Source organism: Brachybacterium aquaticum (genome assembly GCF_014204755.1).
Taxonomy (GTDB): domain Bacteria; phylum Actinomycetota; class Actinomycetes; order Actinomycetales; family Dermabacteraceae; genus Brachybacterium; species Brachybacterium aquaticum.
The window spans coordinates 2,489,891-2,506,749 of record NZ_JACHLZ010000001.1 but is presented as its reverse complement, the minus strand read 5'-3'; the positions used below and the strand labels follow the sequence as shown (position 1 = coordinate 2,506,749).

Below are 16,859 nucleotides of genomic sequence, written 5' to 3'. Positions count from 1 at the left end.
GCGTCAGGGCCGGAGCGGGTCAGGCGTCAGCTGCCCTTGCCGCTGTTGCCCTTCCACTTCCCGTTCCCGTTCCCGTTCCCGTTGTTCCCGTTCCCGTTCCCGTTGTTCCCGTTCCCCTTGCCGTTGCCGCCGGCGTTGGAGTGCTCCGGCGGGCCCTGCTGGTCGGCGTGGTCGGGACGTCCGGGCTGGCCGGCGTGGTCGGGCGGGCCGTTGCCCTTGTCCTTCCCGTTCCCGTTGCCGGGGTGGCCGCCGTTGCCCGGCTCCTCACCCGGCTCCTCACCGCTGCCGCCGTCCTGCGGGGCGACGAACACCGCGACGGTGTGCGCCGGGACGGTGACCGTGCCGGTCGCCTGGTCCCAGGTCGCGCCCTTGACGATCTCGTCGGCGCCGGAGGCCTGGACCTCGTGGAGCTGGTAGCCGAGACCCTCCATTCCCTCGATCTGCTCGGTGAGCGGCTCCCCGGAGGCGTTGAACACGGTGACCAGGCCGTCCAGCGCCGGGTCCACGTCCTCGCCCACGGTGTCGTCGATCCGCATCACCAGCAGGCCCGCGGTGGCGTCGGGGCCGGCGTTCGGGAAGGTGACCTTCTGGCGGATCAGCTCGGCGTCGCCGAGGGTGATCAGCGGGGTGGAGGAGCGGATGCGCAGCAGGTCCAGGCTCATGTCGGCACTCAGCGCGATGTCCTCCGGGGAGGGGGACTTCTCCGGGTCCTCGAGCATCGGGGCGATCATGCCCCAGGCCTCGCCGTTCTTCTCCGCGGGCGGCAGGCCGTTGCCGAAGCGGTTGTCCTGCTCCGTCCAGTCGATCACGTTGAAGTGGTCGCCGGAGTTGTAGCTGTCGCGGTCCATGGACTTCGAGCGCAGCAGGTCGGTGCCGCCGGCCCAGAACGAGGGGGACTGGCCGAGCGTCACGGTCGCGAGCGACAGGGTGCTCATCCTCGCCCGCACGTCGGCGGGGGTGTCCTGCGGGAGCTTCCACACGCCGAGGTCGTACAGCGCCTCGTTGTCGTGGGCGTCCACGTAGTTCACCGTCTCCTCGGGACGGGTGGCGTAGCCGGCGGGGGAGCCGTTGTAGTCCAGCTGGTCCCCGCGCACCACCTCGCCGGTCGAGCCGAGCAGCTCGTAGTCGGCGAGGTTGCCGGCCATGCCGAGGCGGATCAGGTCGGTGCGGTGGAGCAGGTCGGCGCGCTGCTCGGCCTCGCTCCCGGTCGCGTGACCGTTCGGCATGGTCACCAGGCCCGTGCCGAAGCCCTGCCCGGTGCGTTTGTCCTCGTCGAAGGGGCCGCCGCCGTGGACGGCGTCCCGCAGCCGGTCGTTGAAGGTGCCGATCGACGTCCCGCCCAGCTGCCCCTGCGTGGCCTGGGTGAAGCGGGCGTTGCCGGACACCTCGCCGAAGTCCCAGCCCTCGCCGTAGAGGTAGACGGACTTGCCGTCGATCCCGTCGGCCTCGAGCGTGAGCGCATCGAGCGCCTCGCGCACCGCGACCATGTTGTCCACGCTGTGGTGGCCCATGAGGTCGAAGCGGAAGCCGTCCACCCGGTACTCGCGCGCCCACAGCACCACGCTGTCGACCATGAGCTTCTCGGCCATCAGGTTCTCGGTGGCGACGTTCGAGCAGCAGGTGGAGTTCTCCACCGCGCCCTCGAGGTTCAGCCGCTGGTAGTAGCCGGGCACCACGCGGTCCAGCACGGACTTGTCGGCCTGGCCGTGCGCGGCGGTGTGGTTGTACACCTGGTCGAGCACGACCTGCAGGCCCATGCCGTGCAGCGCGCCCACCATGGAGCGGAACTCGCGCGTGCGCTCGCCGCCCACCTGGTGGCCCTCGGTCGCGTACGAGCCCTCGGGGGCCATGTAGTGCAGCGGGTCGTAGCCCCAGTTGTAGGCGTCCTGGTCGGCGACCGCGGTGACGGCCGCCTGCTGCGCCTCGGAGGCGGGGCCCGCATCGGCCGGGATCTCCGGCCGGAGCTGCTTGGTCCGGTCCTCCTCGATCGTGGCGATGTCGAAGGTGGGCAGCAGGTGCACGGTGGTCATGCCCGCCTCGGCGAGCTCGGCGAGGCGTGCGGTGCCGGCGGAGTCCGGATGGCCGAAGGCCGCGTAGCTGCCGCGCAGCTCCTCGGGCAGCGCCTCGTCACCGGCGGAGAAGTCCCGCAGGTGCAGCTCGTAGATGGTCTGGTCCGCGAACTGGTCCACCTGCGGCGCCGGGGTGGAGCTCCACACCTCGGGGGCCCAGCGCGGGTCCGCGAGGTCCAGCACGACGGAGTGGCGGGAGTTCAGGGTCAGGCCCACCGAGTAGGGGTCGGTGACGGTGTTGGTGACGACCTTCCCGAGGGAGGGGACGAACACCTCCACCGCGTAGGTGTAGGCCTGGTCTGTCCAGGACTCATCGCCGACGGCGGTCCACACCCCGCCCTCGCCGCGCTCCATCACGACCTCGGTCGCCGGGGCGTCGTCGGCAGCGCTCGCGGTCTCGGCGTCGCCGTGCAGGCGCAGGGTGACGCTCTTCGCGGTCGGCGCCCACAGCGACAGGGTGGGGACCCCGTCGCTCCAGGTGACGCCGAGCTCCGCGGAGCCGGCCGCCTCGCCGTACAGGTCATCGAGGATCCCCGGGATCTGCAGGCCGGTGAGGACCTCGAGCCCGTCCGGCCCGTACTGGGCGAGCGCCAGCTCGCCGCGCAGCGCCTCCTCGAGCACGGCCCGGTCGATCTCGGGCAGGTCGAGGGCGAGGAAGTCCTTCAGGTGCCCGCGCCCGGCGAGCTCGGCCTCGGTGAGGCCGCCGTCCCGCAGGGTCAGCTCGCCGAGGCTCTCGCCGCCGGTGACCTCGCCGTCGGCGGTGGCGATGCCCCCGTCGGCCGACGAGAAGAGCTCCCAGCGCGTCCCGTCCGCATCGCCGACCAGGTTCGACGGCCACGCGACGGTGCCGGCGTCCACCAGATGCCCGAGCTGCTTGCCGCTCCCGACGGTCAGCGAATCGGAGGCCTCGATGGTGAGGCGGTGGGTGGCGAGCTCGTAGGAGAAGGTCACGATCTTCCCGTCCTCGGTGGAGAAGGAGTAGTTGGCGCCGTCGCGGGCACCGTCCACACCGTAGGACTCCTCCCACGATCCCCCATGCGCGACCTTCACCTCGTACGACCCGCGGGGCAGGGCGTCGGTGGAGAAGGTGTAGATCCCGTCGCCGTCGGCGTCCTGCATCCAGGTGCGCAGGCAGTCGGGGGCCCAGTCGCCCTCGCAGCCGAGCGCCGCGTTGAAGGAGCCGGGCAGGGTGATGAGCGGGCCCTGCGCGGAGTTCATGACCACGTGGGTGGTCGGGTCGTACCAGAAGGTCAGCGGCCCGCCTGCGTGGGTGTAGGAGATGTCGGCGCCGCCGGGCACGCCGCCCGCGCCGTAGTTCTCGTCCCAGGAGCCGCCGATCGCGACCTTGTAGGCGTAGTCGCCGGCGGGCACGTCGAAGGTGCCGGTGTACTTCCCGGACGCCTCGTCCAGGGTCAGCCGCGCCTGCGCGCAGTCGGGCTGCCAGTCGCCGGGGCAGCCCATCGCGGCGTTGTGCGAGCCGGGGACGGTGACCATGTCCCCGCCGGTGCTGCCGCCGTCCTCGGGACCGGCGGCGGAGAGGTCCGCACCGACCACGGCGGTGGTCGAGGCGGCCACGCGCTGCCCGGCCGCGTCGGTGGAGACCGCGCGGTACTCGATCAGCGTGCCGGGGGCGAGGCCGGAGACGTCGTGGAAGACCCGCGGGGTGTCGTCCTCGGCGGTGCCGAGCGCGGTCCAGCCGGCCTCGCCCGCCACGCGGTAGGAGAAGGTCGTCTCGGCCCATCGGTCCGCGGCGACGGCGGCGCTGATCGGGGCGAGGCCCTCGACCTTCCCGCCGTTCGCCGGGGTGAGGGTGATGTCCTGCGCGTCACCGGCCGGGGCGACCGGGGCGTTCGCCCGCAGCACGAGCGCGCCGAGGGAGGGGACGGTCAGCTCGAGGGTGCCGTCGGCCGCGGCGGTCACCGGCCCGCCCTCGCCGTGCAGCACCTCGTAGGTGGCGCCCGGGGTGAGGGTGGTGAGGGTGACGGTGCGGGCCTGGCCTGCGTTGTTCAGCGCGACCAGGTGCTCGACCTGCTCCTCGCGGTCCACGCGGGAGAAGGCGTACACGCCCGAGCCGTCCTCGGCGTACAGCTCGATCTGCGCACCGGTGGCGAGCGCCGGGGTGCTGCTGCGCAGCTGCGCCAGCTCGCTGATCAGCGGGTACAGCTGCGCGGAGGTGTCGAAGTGCGCGCCGGTCCCGTAGGGGGTGCCGTCGATGAGGGTGTCGTCGAGGTAGGAGGGGACCTGGCTCGGGAACAGGGACTGGCGGGCGTCCTTGTCCGCGCCGTCGCCCACGAAGCCCTGCTCGTCGCCGTAGTAGATCACCGGCTGGCCGCGGGTGAGCAGCATGGTGGAGTGCGCGAGGGCGGAGCGCTCGTCGAGCCGGTCGGAGCCCTGGAGCAGGTTCCCGATGCGGCCCATGTCGTGGTTGCCCACGAAGGTGGGCAGGTCCGCGGCGGAGGAGCCGGGGGTCGTGTAGTAGTCGTCGGCCGCGAAGAGCCCGGCCATGCCGCGGGCGGTGAAGCCCTTGGCCCAGTTCGTCGCCGCGGACTGGTAGGCGAAGTCGAGCACCGAGTCCATGTCGGTCTCGCGCACGTAGGGGGAGAGCAGTCGCGCATCGGCGTCGTACACCTCGCCGAAGGTGAAGAACTGCTCCCCGGCCGGGGTGGCGCCCTGGTGCTCGACGAGCGTGGCGGTGAAGGCCTTCCAGAACTCGCGGTCCACGTGCTTGGCGGTGTCGATGCGGAACCCGTCGATCCCGAAGTCCATCCAGGTCGTGTAGATGTCCTCCATGGTCGCCAGCACCCGCGGGTCCTCGGTCATGAGGTCGTCCAGGCCGTCGAAGTCCCCGAAGGTCACCGACTCGCCCTCCCACGTCGAGTTGCCGCGGTTGTGGTACATCGTCACGTCGTTCAGGGCGTCCGGCACCATGGCGGGCTTGGACTCGTCGCGAACGGGCGTGTAGGGGAAGGACGTGGCCGGATCGAGCTGCGGGAAGTCGGGGGACTGGGCGAGCGCGGTGACGTCCACGGGGTTCCCGGCCGCATCGCGGTAGGGGGAGGTGGCCTGGTCGATGTAGGAGTACTGGCCCTCCTCGTAGTCGATGAGGTCCGCGGTGTGGTTGACGATGATGTCGAAGTACACCTTGATGCCGCGCGAGTGCGCGTCCTCGATCACCGCCTTGAGCTCCTCGTTCGTGCCCAGGTGCGGGTCGATCGTGGTGAAGTCGGTGATCCAGTAGCCGTGGTAGCCGGCGCTCGCGTCCGCGCCCTCGCCCTGCACGGGGTTGTTGGTGAACGAGGGGGTCAGCCAGATCGAGGTCATCCCCAGGTTTTCGATGTAGTCCAGCTGCTGGTGCAGGCCGGCGATGTCGCCGCCCTGGTAGAAGCCCTTGTCGGTGGGGTCGAAGCCGTGCTGGAGCCGGTCGCCGTCGATGCCGCCGGTGTCGTTGTCCGGATCGCCGTTCTCGAACCGGTCGGTGAGCACGAAGTAGAAGATCTCGCCGCCGCCGGGGTGGCGGTAGGGGGCCGACGCGAGCTCGGCGTCGGCGTCCGTGTATTCCCCGCCCTGCTCGGCGAGGGCCACGGACAGCCGCTTGGTCGCGGCGTCGAAGCGGAAGGTCACCGCGGTGGGCGCCGCGACGGCGAGCGGGATGTTCTGGTCCCCGCCGTCCAGGCCGTAGGACTCGTCCCAGCTGCCGCCGAGCGCGGCCTTGACCTCCCACTGCCCGGCGGGGACCTCGAGGGTCGACTGCCACACGCCGGCCTCGGCGGTGGGGGCGAGGGCGGTGGTCTCGCAGGCGGCCATCCAGTCCTCTGCGCAGCCGAGCTCGTCCTGCAGGGACCCGACCAGCACGGGCTGGTCCGGTCCGAGGGCGAGCGCGGTCGGCACCGCGGCGAGGAAGGCGGCCGACGCCATCACCAGGGCGGTGACGAGCGCGAGCGGGCGGCGGAGGGCGGGGATGACCGACATGCGGGGACTCCTCTGTCCGGGCAGTGGGGGAGAGCTGCGGAGACCTGCAAGCGGCTTGCAATCTTGCAAGGGGATGTCTCCTCGTGCGCACTGCGACGTCGCGGTGATCTACCTCAGCGACTATACGGCCTGAGAGGTCGGCCCTCAATGGGCTCGCCAGATCCTGCAAGAACTTTCTGTCCACAGAGCCTCATGGGGAATCCACGGGGATCGAAACAGGTCAATTGAGCGGCTCAAGCACTTATCCGATCCCCGGGGAGGGCAGGTCATGGATCGAGATCGGCCTTCGAGGGCATCGATCCATGCGCGACTGGATGCGGCACTCGCCCAGCTCCACGACAACCTCGGCGGTCTGCCCACGCGCCGTCAGGCGGCGTACGTCTGGGACGGCATCTGGCATGAGGAAGCACACCATTCCACGGCGCTCGAGGGCAACACGCTCGTGCTTCGCGAAGTGGAGCATCTGCTGGACAGCAACCGTGCGCTGGGAGCCAAGACCCTGACGGAGTACGCCGAGGCGAAGGGATACGGCGCGGCGGCGACCTGGGTCTACGGACAGGCACGCGAACCCGGCGAATGGTCGACGGGACAGCTGATCACCATGACGGAGATCCGGAGGATCCACCATGAGCTGATGGCACCCGTCTGGGCGTTCGACCCGCACCCGGACGCCACGGAACGGGAGGCACCGGGACCATTGGGGGAGCATGACATCCATCCGTTCGAGCAGGGGATGACCCCTCCGTCCTGGCCCCTCGTGCCGGCTGAGCTCGCTGCCTGGGTGGACGGCGTCAACAGTGGAGTGCTCGAGCGCGGTGACGGACCGCTGCCGGAGCGGCTCGCGAAGATGCACAACGACGCCGAGCGGATCCACCCGTTCGTCGACCGCAACGGGCGGACCGGCCGGCTGGTGATGAACCTGCTGCTGGTCCGGCTCGATCACCCGCCTGTCATCATCCTCAAGAAGCAGCGGGACAGGTGCCTGGACGCGATGGGGAAAGCGGATGTCGGCGATTACGACCCCCTGGGAGAGCTCCTCGCTCGGGCGATGATCGACAACCTGAACCGGTTCATCCTCCCGAGCATCGCGGGGCCCGCAAAGCTCGTCCCACTCGCTGCCCTGTCGGACATGGCGCTCAGCGTCGCCGCCCTGCGCCTTGCCGCGAGCAAGGGGAGGCTCGATGCCGAGAAGAGATCCGACGGTCAGTGGCTCAGCTCCCGGGCGGCCGTAGAGACGTACAAGGCGAGCCGCAAGCATGCCGGGAGGCAGCCCCTCGAGTGATCGCGCTCAGCGCGTGACCGCCTCCAGCAGCTCGAGCACGTGCCGGTAGCTCTTCCCGGTCGCGGCGCGCATCCCGATCTCGCAGGTGCGGTTCGCCGACACGTACCAGTCGGTCTGCCGCCGCGCCACCTCCGCCGCCTCCGCGCGGGTGGCGGAGGCGGTGAGCTCGGGGTGCAGCATGCCGCGGTCGCCCGCATAGCCGCAGCAGCCCCAGTCGGTGGGGACCACGACCTCGTCGGCGCAGGCCTCGGCGATCGCGACCAGATCCGCGGTCGCCCCGAGGTGCGTGGTCGAGCAGGTGGGGTGCACGGTCACGGAGGCGACGCGTTCGGTCACCTCGAGCCGGTCCAAGAGGTGCTCGCGCACGAAGGTCACCGCATCGACCACCTCGATCCCGGTGCCCTCGAGCGCGCCGAGGAAGCCCTCGGTGCAGCTCGCGGCGTCGACCACCACGGGGAGCTCCCCGCCGCGGCTCGCCGCACCCGCCGCCTGCCGCACCCGTTCGTGCATCTGTGTCTTCGCGTCCGTCATGCCCTTGGAGGAGAAGGGGGTGCCGCAGCAGAGCGAGGCCGCACCGTCCGGGACGACGAGCCGCACCCCCGCCCGCTCGGCGAGGAGTCCGAGGGCCGGCGGCACCCCGCGGCCCTGGTCCTCGCTCTCGGCGCCGAACATGGTGTGCACGCAGGCCGGGAGGTACACGGCGATCTCGTCGGCCGAGGCTCGGCCGCGCCCGCCGCCGCGCCGCACCGGCCCGCCCCGTCGGGGCAGCTCGGGCCGGTAGTCGGGCACGAGATCCTCCCCGAGCACGGCCCGCGCTGCCGTGGTCGCCGCCCGCGGCAGCGCCCTGGGCAGGGCGCCCGCCACGCCCATCGCGGCCGACGCCCCGCGGGTGACGAGGTCCCAGTTCCCCGCCGCCGCGGACCAGGCGGCGTTGGGGGCCTTCCCGTTCCCCTCGGCGCGCAGGCGCCGCACCAGGTCACCGGTGTCGATGCCGACGGGGCAGGCGGTCACGCACATCCCGTCGGCCGCGCAGGTCTGCAGGCCCTGGTACTCGTAGGCGCCGCGGATCGCCGCGGCGGTCGCTGCATCGCCGCGCTGCTCGGCCAGCGCCGCATCGCGCCGCAGCACGATCCGCTGGCGCGGGGTGAGGGTGAGGTCGCGGCTCGGGCACACCGGCTCGCAGTAGCCGCATTCCACGCAGCGGTCGGCCTCCTCCTCGATCCCGACCACGGGCTTGAGGTCGCGCATGTGGGCCGACGGGTCCTCGGTGAGCACCACGCCCGGGTTCAGGATCCCGGCGGGGTCCACGAGCCGCTTCAGCTCGCGCATGACGTCCGTGAGCTCGGGTCCGTACTGCCGCTCGACGAACGGGGCCATGACCCGCCCGGTGCCGTGCTCGGCCTTGAGGTTGCCGCCGTGGCCGAGCACGAGCTCGACCATGTCCTCGGTGAACGCCTCGAGCCGGTCGCCGCCGCTCTCGAGCCGCTCGTTCAGCAGGAAGTGGATGTTGCCGTCCTTGGCGTGCCCGAAGATCACCGGCGCCTCGTAGCCGTGGCGGTCGAACAGCCCCTGCAGCCCGGCGCAGGTCGCCTCGAGCGCCGGCACCGGCACGGCCACGTCCTCGAGCAGGGCGGTGGAGCCGGACGGCCGCGCCCCGGCGACCGCCGCGTAGAGCCCCTTGCGGGTGGTCCACAGCGCCGCCCGCCGGGCGGGATCGGTGGTCATCGCGAAGGGCGCGGCGAGCCCGAGCCCGTCCGCGAGGTGCTGGGCGGAGGCGCCGAGGTCCGCGAGCGCGCCCTCCTCGTCGGCCCGGTGCTCGATGAGCAGCGCCGCATGCCCGTCGACCGCGAGGCCCCGGATCTCCTCGGGCGCGCCGGGCAGGGCCTGGGCGACCTGCAGGGAGCGGGCATCGAGCAGCTCGGCCGTCGCGACCTGGGAGGCGACCACCTCGGGCAACGCCGCGGTCGCGGCCTGCAGCGAGGGCAGCACGAGCAGGCCGGTGGTGACATGGGCCTGCACCGGAACGGTGCGGAACACGGCCTCCGCGACGAAGCCGAGCGTCCCCTCGGAGCCGACCATGAGATGGGCGAGCACCTCGACGGGCTCGTCGAAGTCCAGCAGCGCGTTCAGGCCGTAGCCCATCGTGTTCTTCAGCGCGAAGCGCTCGCGCAGCACCCGCACCGACTCGGAGTTCTCCCGCACCCGTCGCATCAGGCGCACGAGCCCCGCGTGCAGAGCCGGCTCCTCGCGCCGCAGGCGCGCGTCGGCCGCCTCGTGGGAGGTGTCGACGACCGTGCCGGACGGCAGCACGAACCGCAGCGACTCGAGCGTGCGGTAGGAGTTCTCCTGGATCCCGGCCGCCATGCCGGAGGAGTTGTTGGCGATGACCCCGCCGATCGTGCACGCGATCTCCGAGGCCGGGTCCGGGCCGAGCCGGCGCCGGTAGCGGCGCAGGTGAGCGTTGACGCGGGCGAGGGTCACGCCGGGCCCGACGCGCACGCGCGCCCCCTCGTCCAGCACCTCCAGCGTCCGGAACCCGGTGCGCACATCGGCGAGCACCGAGGCGGACTGCGCCTGCCCGGACAGGCTCGAGCCGCCCGAGCGGAAGGTCAGCGGCCGGCGGGACCTCGTGGCCTCCGCGAGCAGCGCGACGACCTCCGCCTCGGTCGCGGGGGAGGTCACCGCCTCGGGGACGAGGAGGTAGTGGGAGGCGTCGTGCGCGAGGGCGTGACGGGCGACGACATCGGTGTCGAGCTTCGGCGTGCGGGGGTGCGGCGGTGCGACGGTCATGGCTCACGGTATCCCGGGCCGGGTACGGTCGGGGCGTGAGCGATGCACCCACCGCCCTTGCCCGCTATCTCGACGGCCTCGTCGCGGCCCTGTCCACCGCGACCGGCGAGTTCGACCCCGACGCCGTCCAGCCCGACCGTGGCATCATCGGCGGGGTCGAGACCGGCGGCGACATCCCGGAGCTGTCCTACCTCTCCGGCGCCCGCGAGGACCACCTCGGCGCGGCGATCTGCTCCGTGGACGGGGAGATCACCGCCTCCGGCACCGACCACGCCTTCCCGCTGCAGTCGATCTCCAAGGTCTTCGCCTACGGCGCCGCGATCGACCTGCACGGCCTGGACTACGTCGTCTCCGTGGTCGACGAGGAGCCGACGGGGGAGGAGTTCAACGCCCTCAGCATCGACCGCACCACGAAGAAGCCCAAGAACCCGCTGGTGAACATCGGCGCGATCCGCACCCACGCCATGCTCGGCACCTCCCGCGCCGAGCGCACCGAACGGCTGCGCGCCGCGATGGACGGCGCCGCCGGCCGGTCGCTGGACCTGCACCGCGAGACCTGCGAGGAGGAGCGCCGGAGCGCCGACCGCAACCTGGCGCTCGCCTACATGCTCCGCGCCGCCGGGTCCATGACCGAGGACTCGGAGGAGGTCGTCTCCGGGTACATCGAGGGCTGCGCCGTGCTCACCACCGTCACCGACCTCGCCGTCATGGCCGCGACCCTCGCCTCCGGCGGTACCAACCCGCTCACCGGCAAGCGGGTCTTCTCCCAGGTCGCAGCCCGGCAGGTGCTCTCGGTGATGCTCACCTGCGGCATGTACGACAACGCCGGCGACTGGGTCAGCGACGTGGGCCTGCCCGCGAAGTCCGGGGTGGGCGGCGGGATCATCGCCGCCCTGCCCTCCCGCTTCGGCGTCGCCAGCTACGCCCCGCAGCTGGACCTGCACGGCAACTCGGTGCGCGGCACCCTGTTCTTCGAGCGGCTGAGCGCCGACTTCTCCCTCCACATGCTCGACGGCACCGAGCCGCGACACCTCGAGGAGGCCGCGCGGGAACTGGTCGAGGCGGGCCTTCCCGGCGGAGCCCCTGCTGGTCGGTAGACTCCTGGCCATGAGTTCCACCTCCCGCAACGACCTGGTCCGCCGCCCCTTCGAGGGCCTGCCCAACGAGCAGGACCTGGTGGCGATGCGCCAGCTGATCCCCGCGGCCACCATGCGCGCCACGACCACGGCCGAGCACGGCGCCGTCGCCGTGCAGCTCGCCACGATCCTGCCCATGGCCTGGCCCGCGGTGCGCCGCACCGACGGCACCATCACCGTCGGCATCCAGGCCCCCTACCCGGGCGGCGACCTCTCCCGCGGCCTCGGCCAGGCGATCCGCCAGGCCCTCGCCCTCGAGCCGGGCACCCCGATCACCACGGTCACCCTCGAGGACGACTCCCCGCGCCTGCAGGACGTCCTCGACCTCTCCGGCGACTTCGCGATCGAGGTCCAGGACACCTTCGACTTCTGGCTCGACCCCAGCGCCGAGCGCACCGACGAGATCGAGGCCGCCATCCAGCAGGCCAACGACTCGATCATGACCACCCGCCCCGTCACCGGCCTCCCGCACGCCTACTGGGTCGACGCCGGCGCCAAGGAGCACGTGCGCTGGGTGCTCGACGCGGACGAGGAGAAGGTCATCGACGCCGTCACCCGCCTCCACGCCCGCCGCGAGTCGGCGCTGTGCGAGGGCGCGAAGTACGTCGGCTCCTTCCGCGCCGAGGGCCTGGCGATCCCCGTGTGGGACCTCGCCAAGGGCTCCGGCGTCGAGGCCGCCGAGGCGGAGGCCGAGGCCTTCCGCGCCCGCTTCGAGGAGGCGCTCGCCTCCGACGAGCCGCTGACCGCCAAGGAGCGGCGCGCCCGCGGCGGCATCGTCGCCCGACAGGTGACCCTGCGATGACCGGCGCGGGGCCGCTGACCGCGCACCGCCCCGAGCGGGTCGCGGTCGTGATCCCCGGCAAGAACGAGGCGGAGCGGATCCAGGCGACCATCGTCGCCGCCCGGGAGATCCCGGGCGTGGACATGGTGGTGGTCGTCGACGACGGCTCCACCGACGCCACCTCCGCCGTCGCCATGGGGACGGGCGCCCTCGTGGTGCGCCACAAGACCAACCGCGGCAAGGCCGCGGCCATGGCGACCGGCGCCCAGATGGTCGCCATCCGCGAGGACGCCCAGCGGGCCGACGGGGGCGAGGGCTTCACCGAGGAGCTCCACGCCGAGCCGCGCGTGCCCGGGCACACCGGCCCGCTGCCCGTGATCGACGACCGCGAGGCCGTGCCGCGCGCGCTGCTCTTTCTCGACGCGGACATGGGCGCCTCCGCCACCGCCGCCCACCCCCTCGTCGAGGCGGTCCTCGAGGAGGGCGTGGACATGGCCATCGCCACCCTGCCCCCGCAGGACGGCGCCGCGGGGATGGGCATCGTGGTGCGCACGGCCCGCCGCGGCATCGAGAAGGCCACCGGCTTCGCGCCCACCCAGCCGCTCTCCGGCACGCGCTGCATCACCCGCGAGACCTGGGAGGCGTGCCTGCCGCTCGCTCCCGGCTGGGGTGTGGAGACGTCCCTGACCATCGACGCGCTCACCGCCGGGTTCTGGGTCAAGGAGATCCCCGCGGACCTCCACCACCGCGCCACCGGCAAGGACCTGCGCGGCCAGCTGCACCGCGCCGCCCAGCTGCGCGACGTGATGCGGGCGCTCGCCCGCAAGCGCCACCTGTCCCCGGACCTGGGGGAGGAGGAGGCGGAGGTCGAGGAGGAGCCGCAGACCCCGTCGGCCGAGACGCTGCCGGCCGGGAGCGACGACCACGACGAGGCGAAGGTCTGGGCCGGCGTCGCGCCGGAGGTCGCGGAGGAGCAGGCGGAGGCGACCGCGGAGGCGCGGCGCCTCACCCTCGCCGACCTCCCCGTGGACGGCGAGTTCTCCGACGACGAGACCCGCGAGCTCGGCGACGTGGACGTGGACGCGCTCGATGCCCGGCTGCGCGCGCTCAAGGTCGAGGGCCTCTTCGCCCCCGATGACGTCGTCTACCTCGCCGGCGTGGACCTCGGCGCCCTCGCCGCCCGGCTCGACGAAGCCCCCGTGGAGGGTGCTTTCGCCCCCGAGCACGCGGTCATCATCGCCTCCCACCTGGACGCGGGCACCCCGTCGATCCCGGAGGGCGTCACCACGCCGCTCAGTGCGGACGAGTACACCTCCCTCGTCATCCACGCGGCGGTCGACGCGGAGAACGCCTGATCAGACCGCGCCGTCGCGCGCGGCCGGATCCGGCAGCACCGCGGGCAGGTAGGCGAGCCAGAGCCCGAGCATCGCGGCGACGAGCACCGGCCCGGTGTCGTTGACGGCATAGCCGACCCACGCCCCGACCACGAGCGCGATCCGCACCCGGTGGGCGGAGGGGTGGGCCGCATCGAGCGCGGCGAGCCGGCGCCAGCGCAGCCGTCCCGGCATGAGGATCGCGCTCGAGAGCAGCACCGCGATCAGGAGAAGCAGCCCGAGGATCCAGAACCCGGTCGCCATCGCCACGTTCTGGGCGAGCTTGCGGACGATCACCGCGAACAGCTCCCCGGAGAGCAGCTCGTCGATGAAGCGGCCCAGGTGGGTGCGGTCCTCCGGCGGACGCAGCCAGTCCAGGAAGGACACCCCGAGCACCACCGCGGCGCTGCCCGCGCCGAGCGCGAGCACATGCCAGGGCCGCAGCCGGATCCCGGAGACCAGCAGCGCGAGCAGCCCGAAGGCGGGGATGGTCGCCAGGCCCGAGCCGAAGTCCGCGCCCATTGACGGGGTGATGCACACGATCGCGACCGCCGCGCCCACGACCACGGTCGCGAGCACCCGGGCGCGGGCGGTGGCGAGCATGGTGAACAGGCACAGCAACGCCATCAGCGCCGCGGCGAGCACCATGCCGAACAGGTGGTTGGACAGCCCGTAGAAGCGCCCGCCGGAGATCGGCTGCGCCCCGAGCGGGGAGGAGAGCTGCAGGCGCGACCCGGTCGCGGACTCGAGCAGGATGATCCCCGCGACCAGCGCCGCGGAGACGCCCACGGGGCCGAAGCGGGAGCGGCGCCAGGGCCCGCCGAGCACGAGCACCGACAGCAGCGCGCACCCGGCCCACACCACGCCCGCAAGGGCCAGGGTGGGGTGCTCGGCCCGCCACCAGGGCACGAGTGAGGCGCACAGCCCGACGGGCAGGGCGAGCGGTGCGATCGCCGCGAAGGCCCGGCCGACGGCGGCGAGCCGCGGCCGACGGGCCAGCGCCGGGACCAGCACGATCACGATCCCGGCGACGCCCAGCAGCAGCCAGGACCCGAGCGCGGGGATCGTCGCGCGGTCCACGAGCCGGCCCGCCTCGGAGCGGTCCCAGGCCAGCTGCTGGGGATCGGCGTGGTCGACGCCGCGGAAGGGCTGACCGGGGATCAGACCCTCGGGGGAGGCGTCGTGGGAGTCGAGGATCGTGGCGAGCACGTCCGTGAGCACCACGATGCCGGTCTGCTTGGAGGCGCCGGAGGTGAGGGCCTGCCCGGGCAGGGCGGTGTCCATCGCGACCTGCAGGCCGACGGTGCGGGAGGCGACCGCGCCGGTGCGCTCGACCTGCTCCGGGTCCTCCGGGTCGGTCGCGGCGACGGAGACCAGCAGGGTGCGGGGCAGGTCCGCGGCCTGGCAGCCGCCGAGCGCGTCGAGGGTCTGGCCGACGGCGTCGTCGAGCACGGCGAGCTCCTGCTCCCGGGCAGGGTCCTCGTGGTCGGGGACCGAGGGCAGCTCGAGCTCCACCAGGTCCCCGGCGGCGAGGGCGGGAGCGACCGCGGCGGGGTCCCCGGTCACCGTGACCGGCACGTCCAGCTGCTTCCACTGGTCCGTGGGCGGGGTGGGGATGCCGCTCGTGCGCGGCGCCTCCTCGGCCAGGCCCCGATAGCCGGTGTGCAGCGTCTCCAGGCCCTGCCGCTTTGTGGAGACCACGGTCGTGGAGGTGGTGTTCATGGCGCCGACGCCGGAGCGGTCTGCGAGGCACTGGAGGTGCGGGGTGGTCTCTGCGTCGATGTCCTCCCAGGTCAGCCCCGCGGTCGCGAGCACGAGGCGCACGGGCGCCTCGGCGGTGTCGGCGTCGGCCCGGGCGGCGGGGGAGGGGACGAGCAGCAGCGCGCCGAGCAGGGCGAGCAGCAGTGCGCCGAGCGCACGGGCGGCGGGGCGGGGTCGGACGAGGGAGGGCACCCGTCGATGCTACGGGGCGAGGCACGGCGGGGCCGGGGTGCGCCGTGGAGAACTTGTGTCGGCCTCTTGACACAAGTGTGGCGGAGGCCGCATTGTGTCACCACCTCGATACAAGAAGGAGTGCCGCCATGTTCCTCGGTTCCCTGATCCCGCTGCTGATGCTGCTGCTCATCCCGCTGCTCGTCGTGGTCGCGGTGCTCCTGATCGCCGACGCCCTCGGCCACGAACGCACGGGCCTGCACCGCGGCGCCCTCATCGCCCGCTGGATCGGCGTTCCGCTCGGCATGATCGTCACCGTTGCGGTGGTCACCTGGGCCCAGACCGTCAGCGCCGGCAGCGAACACTTCGCCACCGGCGCCTTCGCCGCCGCCGGTCCCTTCCTCGGCGGGATCGTGCTGGTCCTCGCAATCGCCATGGGGGAGATGTCCCTGCCCGCGCCGCGCACCGCCGTGCGCCGCGCCAGCCTCCAGCGCCGCACCGCCGGCTCCATCGTCCCGCGCGGCGCCCTGGTGCTCGCGGGCCTCGCCCTCGCCGCGCTCGCCCTGGTCACCGCCACCGGTGCCCTGCTCGCGAGCGGCGGGAACACGTTCATGGTCGTCGAGGGCGTCGGCGACGACGGGGTGCCCTGGGGCGCGGTCTACGGTCCCTTCCCCGGCTGGCACTACACGGTCGTCATCGCCGTGGGCACGGTCGCGCTGCTGCTCGTCGCCCTGCTCGCGCTGCGCCTGATCCTGCGCCGCCGCCCGAGCGACGACCCGCAGGACATCCTCCTGCGCCGCCGCTCCTCCACCTCCGTCGCCGGCGCCGTCGTGCTGGCCGCGGCCGCCTGCACCCTCCCCGTCTCGGTGTTCCTCCTGCACCCGCTGGTGCTCGTGCGCGGACTGTACGAGATCACCCCCGCGATGCAGGCCGGCACCGCGATCGCCGGGATCGGCATCCTCGCCGCGCTCCTCGCCCTCCCCGTCGGCCTCGTCATGGTCGTCTTCCCCCAGACGATCGCGCGGCGCGCCCCGCGGCGCCGTCCGTCGGCCGCGCCCGGCGCCGGCGTCGCCGGAGTCGAAGGGGTCGCGCGATGACCCATATCGTGGTCGACATGAACAACCCCACCCCGCCCTACGAGCAGGTGCGCCGCGAGATCGTCGAGCAGATCCGCACCGGCGAGCTGCGCCCCGGGGACCGGCTCCCCGCGATCCGCGTCCTCGCCGGCGACCTCGGCCTCGCCCCCGGCACCGTCGCCCGCGCCTACAAGGCCCTCGAGGAGGCGCAGATGATCGTGACCCGCCGCGGCGCGGGCACCACCATCGCCCCCGGCGCCCAGGCCCTCGCCCGACGCTCCGCCGCGACCACCCTGCGCGAGTCCGGCGGTGAGGTCGACCCCGCGCTCATCCCGCTGTTCGCGGACCCTGTCGCCGAGGCCCGCGCCCGCGGCGCCCGCGACGTGGAGATCCTCGCCGCCGTGCGCGCCACGCTCGCGGGGGAGAGCACCGCGACCCTCGCGTGAGCGGG

At 73.0% G+C, this 16,859-nt stretch carries 9 protein-coding genes; 6 read left to right on the top strand and 3 right to left on the bottom strand.

Features of this window, described 5'->3' with window-relative positions; genetic code table 11:
* Window positions 1-26 precede the first annotated feature (26 nt).
* Entirely contained in the window at window positions 27-6,038 is a 6,012-nt protein-coding gene (gene pulA, locus HNR70_RS11200; RefSeq protein ID WP_184325734.1) for a pullulanase-type alpha-1,6-glucosidase, read from the bottom strand.
* Window positions 6,039-6,306: 268 nt separating this feature from the next.
* Between pulA and HNR70_RS11195 the strand changes: the two genes are divergently transcribed.
* A complete protein-coding gene (locus HNR70_RS11195; RefSeq protein ID WP_184325733.1) occupies window positions 6,307-7,320 on the top strand; it encodes a Fic family protein in 1,014 nt (337 codons plus the stop codon).
* A 6-nt stretch (window positions 7,321-7,326) separates the two neighbouring features.
* Here HNR70_RS11195 and HNR70_RS11190 read toward each other — a convergent pair whose 3' ends face one another.
* Window positions 7,327-10,110 (bottom strand): FAD-binding and (Fe-S)-binding domain-containing protein, encoded by a 2,784-nt coding sequence (locus HNR70_RS11190; protein WP_184325732.1) that lies wholly within the window; start codon window positions 10,108-10,110, stop codon window positions 7,327-7,329.
* A 35-nt stretch (window positions 10,111-10,145) separates the two neighbouring features.
* Here HNR70_RS11190 and glsA point away from each other — a divergent pair, with 35 nt between their 5' ends.
* Genes glsA through HNR70_RS11175 form a run of 3 tightly spaced genes read left to right on the top strand, consistent with a single transcriptional unit; the run spans window position 10,146 to window position 13,382 of the window.
* Window positions 10,146-11,207, top strand: coding sequence for a glutaminase A (gene glsA, locus HNR70_RS11185; protein WP_184325731.1), 1,062 nt, complete (start codon window positions 10,146-10,148; stop codon window positions 11,205-11,207).
* A gap of 10 nt (window positions 11,208-11,217) precedes the next feature.
* The gene (locus HNR70_RS11180) at window positions 11,218-12,048 is read left to right on the top strand and encodes a DUF5926 family protein (protein WP_184325730.1); all 831 of its coding nucleotides are present in this window, start codon (window positions 11,218-11,220) and stop codon (window positions 12,046-12,048) included.
* Window positions 12,045-13,382 carry a glycosyltransferase gene (locus tag HNR70_RS11175; protein WP_184325729.1) on the top strand — a complete coding sequence of 446 codons (1,338 nt, stop codon included), beginning with the start codon at window positions 12,045-12,047 and terminating at the stop codon, window positions 13,380-13,382. Before HNR70_RS11180 ends, HNR70_RS11175 begins: the two co-directional genes overlap by 4 nt.
* On the opposite strand, the gene HNR70_RS11170 is transcribed toward HNR70_RS11175, so the two are convergent.
* Entirely contained in the window at window positions 13,383-15,353 is a 1,971-nt protein-coding gene (locus HNR70_RS11170; RefSeq protein ID WP_312857643.1) for a hypothetical protein, read from the bottom strand.
* A gap of 128 nt (window positions 15,354-15,481) precedes the next feature.
* Between HNR70_RS11170 and HNR70_RS11165 the strand changes: the two genes are divergently transcribed.
* Window positions 15,482-16,429, top strand: coding sequence for a hypothetical protein (locus HNR70_RS11165; protein ID WP_184325728.1), 948 nt, complete (start codon window positions 15,482-15,484; stop codon window positions 16,427-16,429).
* Window positions 16,426-16,854 carry a GntR family transcriptional regulator gene (locus HNR70_RS11160; RefSeq protein ID WP_246375203.1) on the top strand — a complete coding sequence of 143 codons (429 nt, stop codon included), beginning with the start codon at window positions 16,426-16,428 and terminating at the stop codon, window positions 16,852-16,854. Before HNR70_RS11165 ends, HNR70_RS11160 begins: the two co-directional genes overlap by 4 nt.
* Window positions 16,855-16,859: the final 5 nt, after the last annotated feature.

What these genes read in the sequence shown, in the direction of transcription:
- HNR70_RS11165 (WP_184325728.1), top strand. Translation starts at nt 15,482, where the DNA reads ATGTTCCTCGGTTCCCTGATCCCGCTGCTGATGCTGCTGCTCATCCCG.
- HNR70_RS11160 (WP_246375203.1), top strand. Translation starts at nt 16,426, where the DNA reads ATGACCCATATCGTGGTCGACATGAACAACCCCACCCCGCCCTACGAG.
- HNR70_RS11195 (WP_184325733.1), top strand. Translation starts at nt 6,307, where the DNA reads ATGGATCGAGATCGGCCTTCGAGGGCATCGATCCATGCGCGACTGGAT.
- HNR70_RS11190 (WP_184325732.1), bottom strand. Translation starts at nt 10,110, where the DNA reads ATGACCGTCGCACCGCCGCACCCCCGCACGCCGAAGCTCGACACCGAT.
- HNR70_RS11175 (WP_184325729.1), top strand. Translation starts at nt 12,045, where the DNA reads ATGACCGGCGCGGGGCCGCTGACCGCGCACCGCCCCGAGCGGGTCGCG.
- pulA (WP_184325734.1), bottom strand. Translation starts at nt 6,038, where the DNA reads ATGTCGGTCATCCCCGCCCTCCGCCGCCCGCTCGCGCTCGTCACCGCC.
- HNR70_RS11180 (WP_184325730.1), top strand. Translation starts at nt 11,218, where the DNA reads ATGAGTTCCACCTCCCGCAACGACCTGGTCCGCCGCCCCTTCGAGGGC.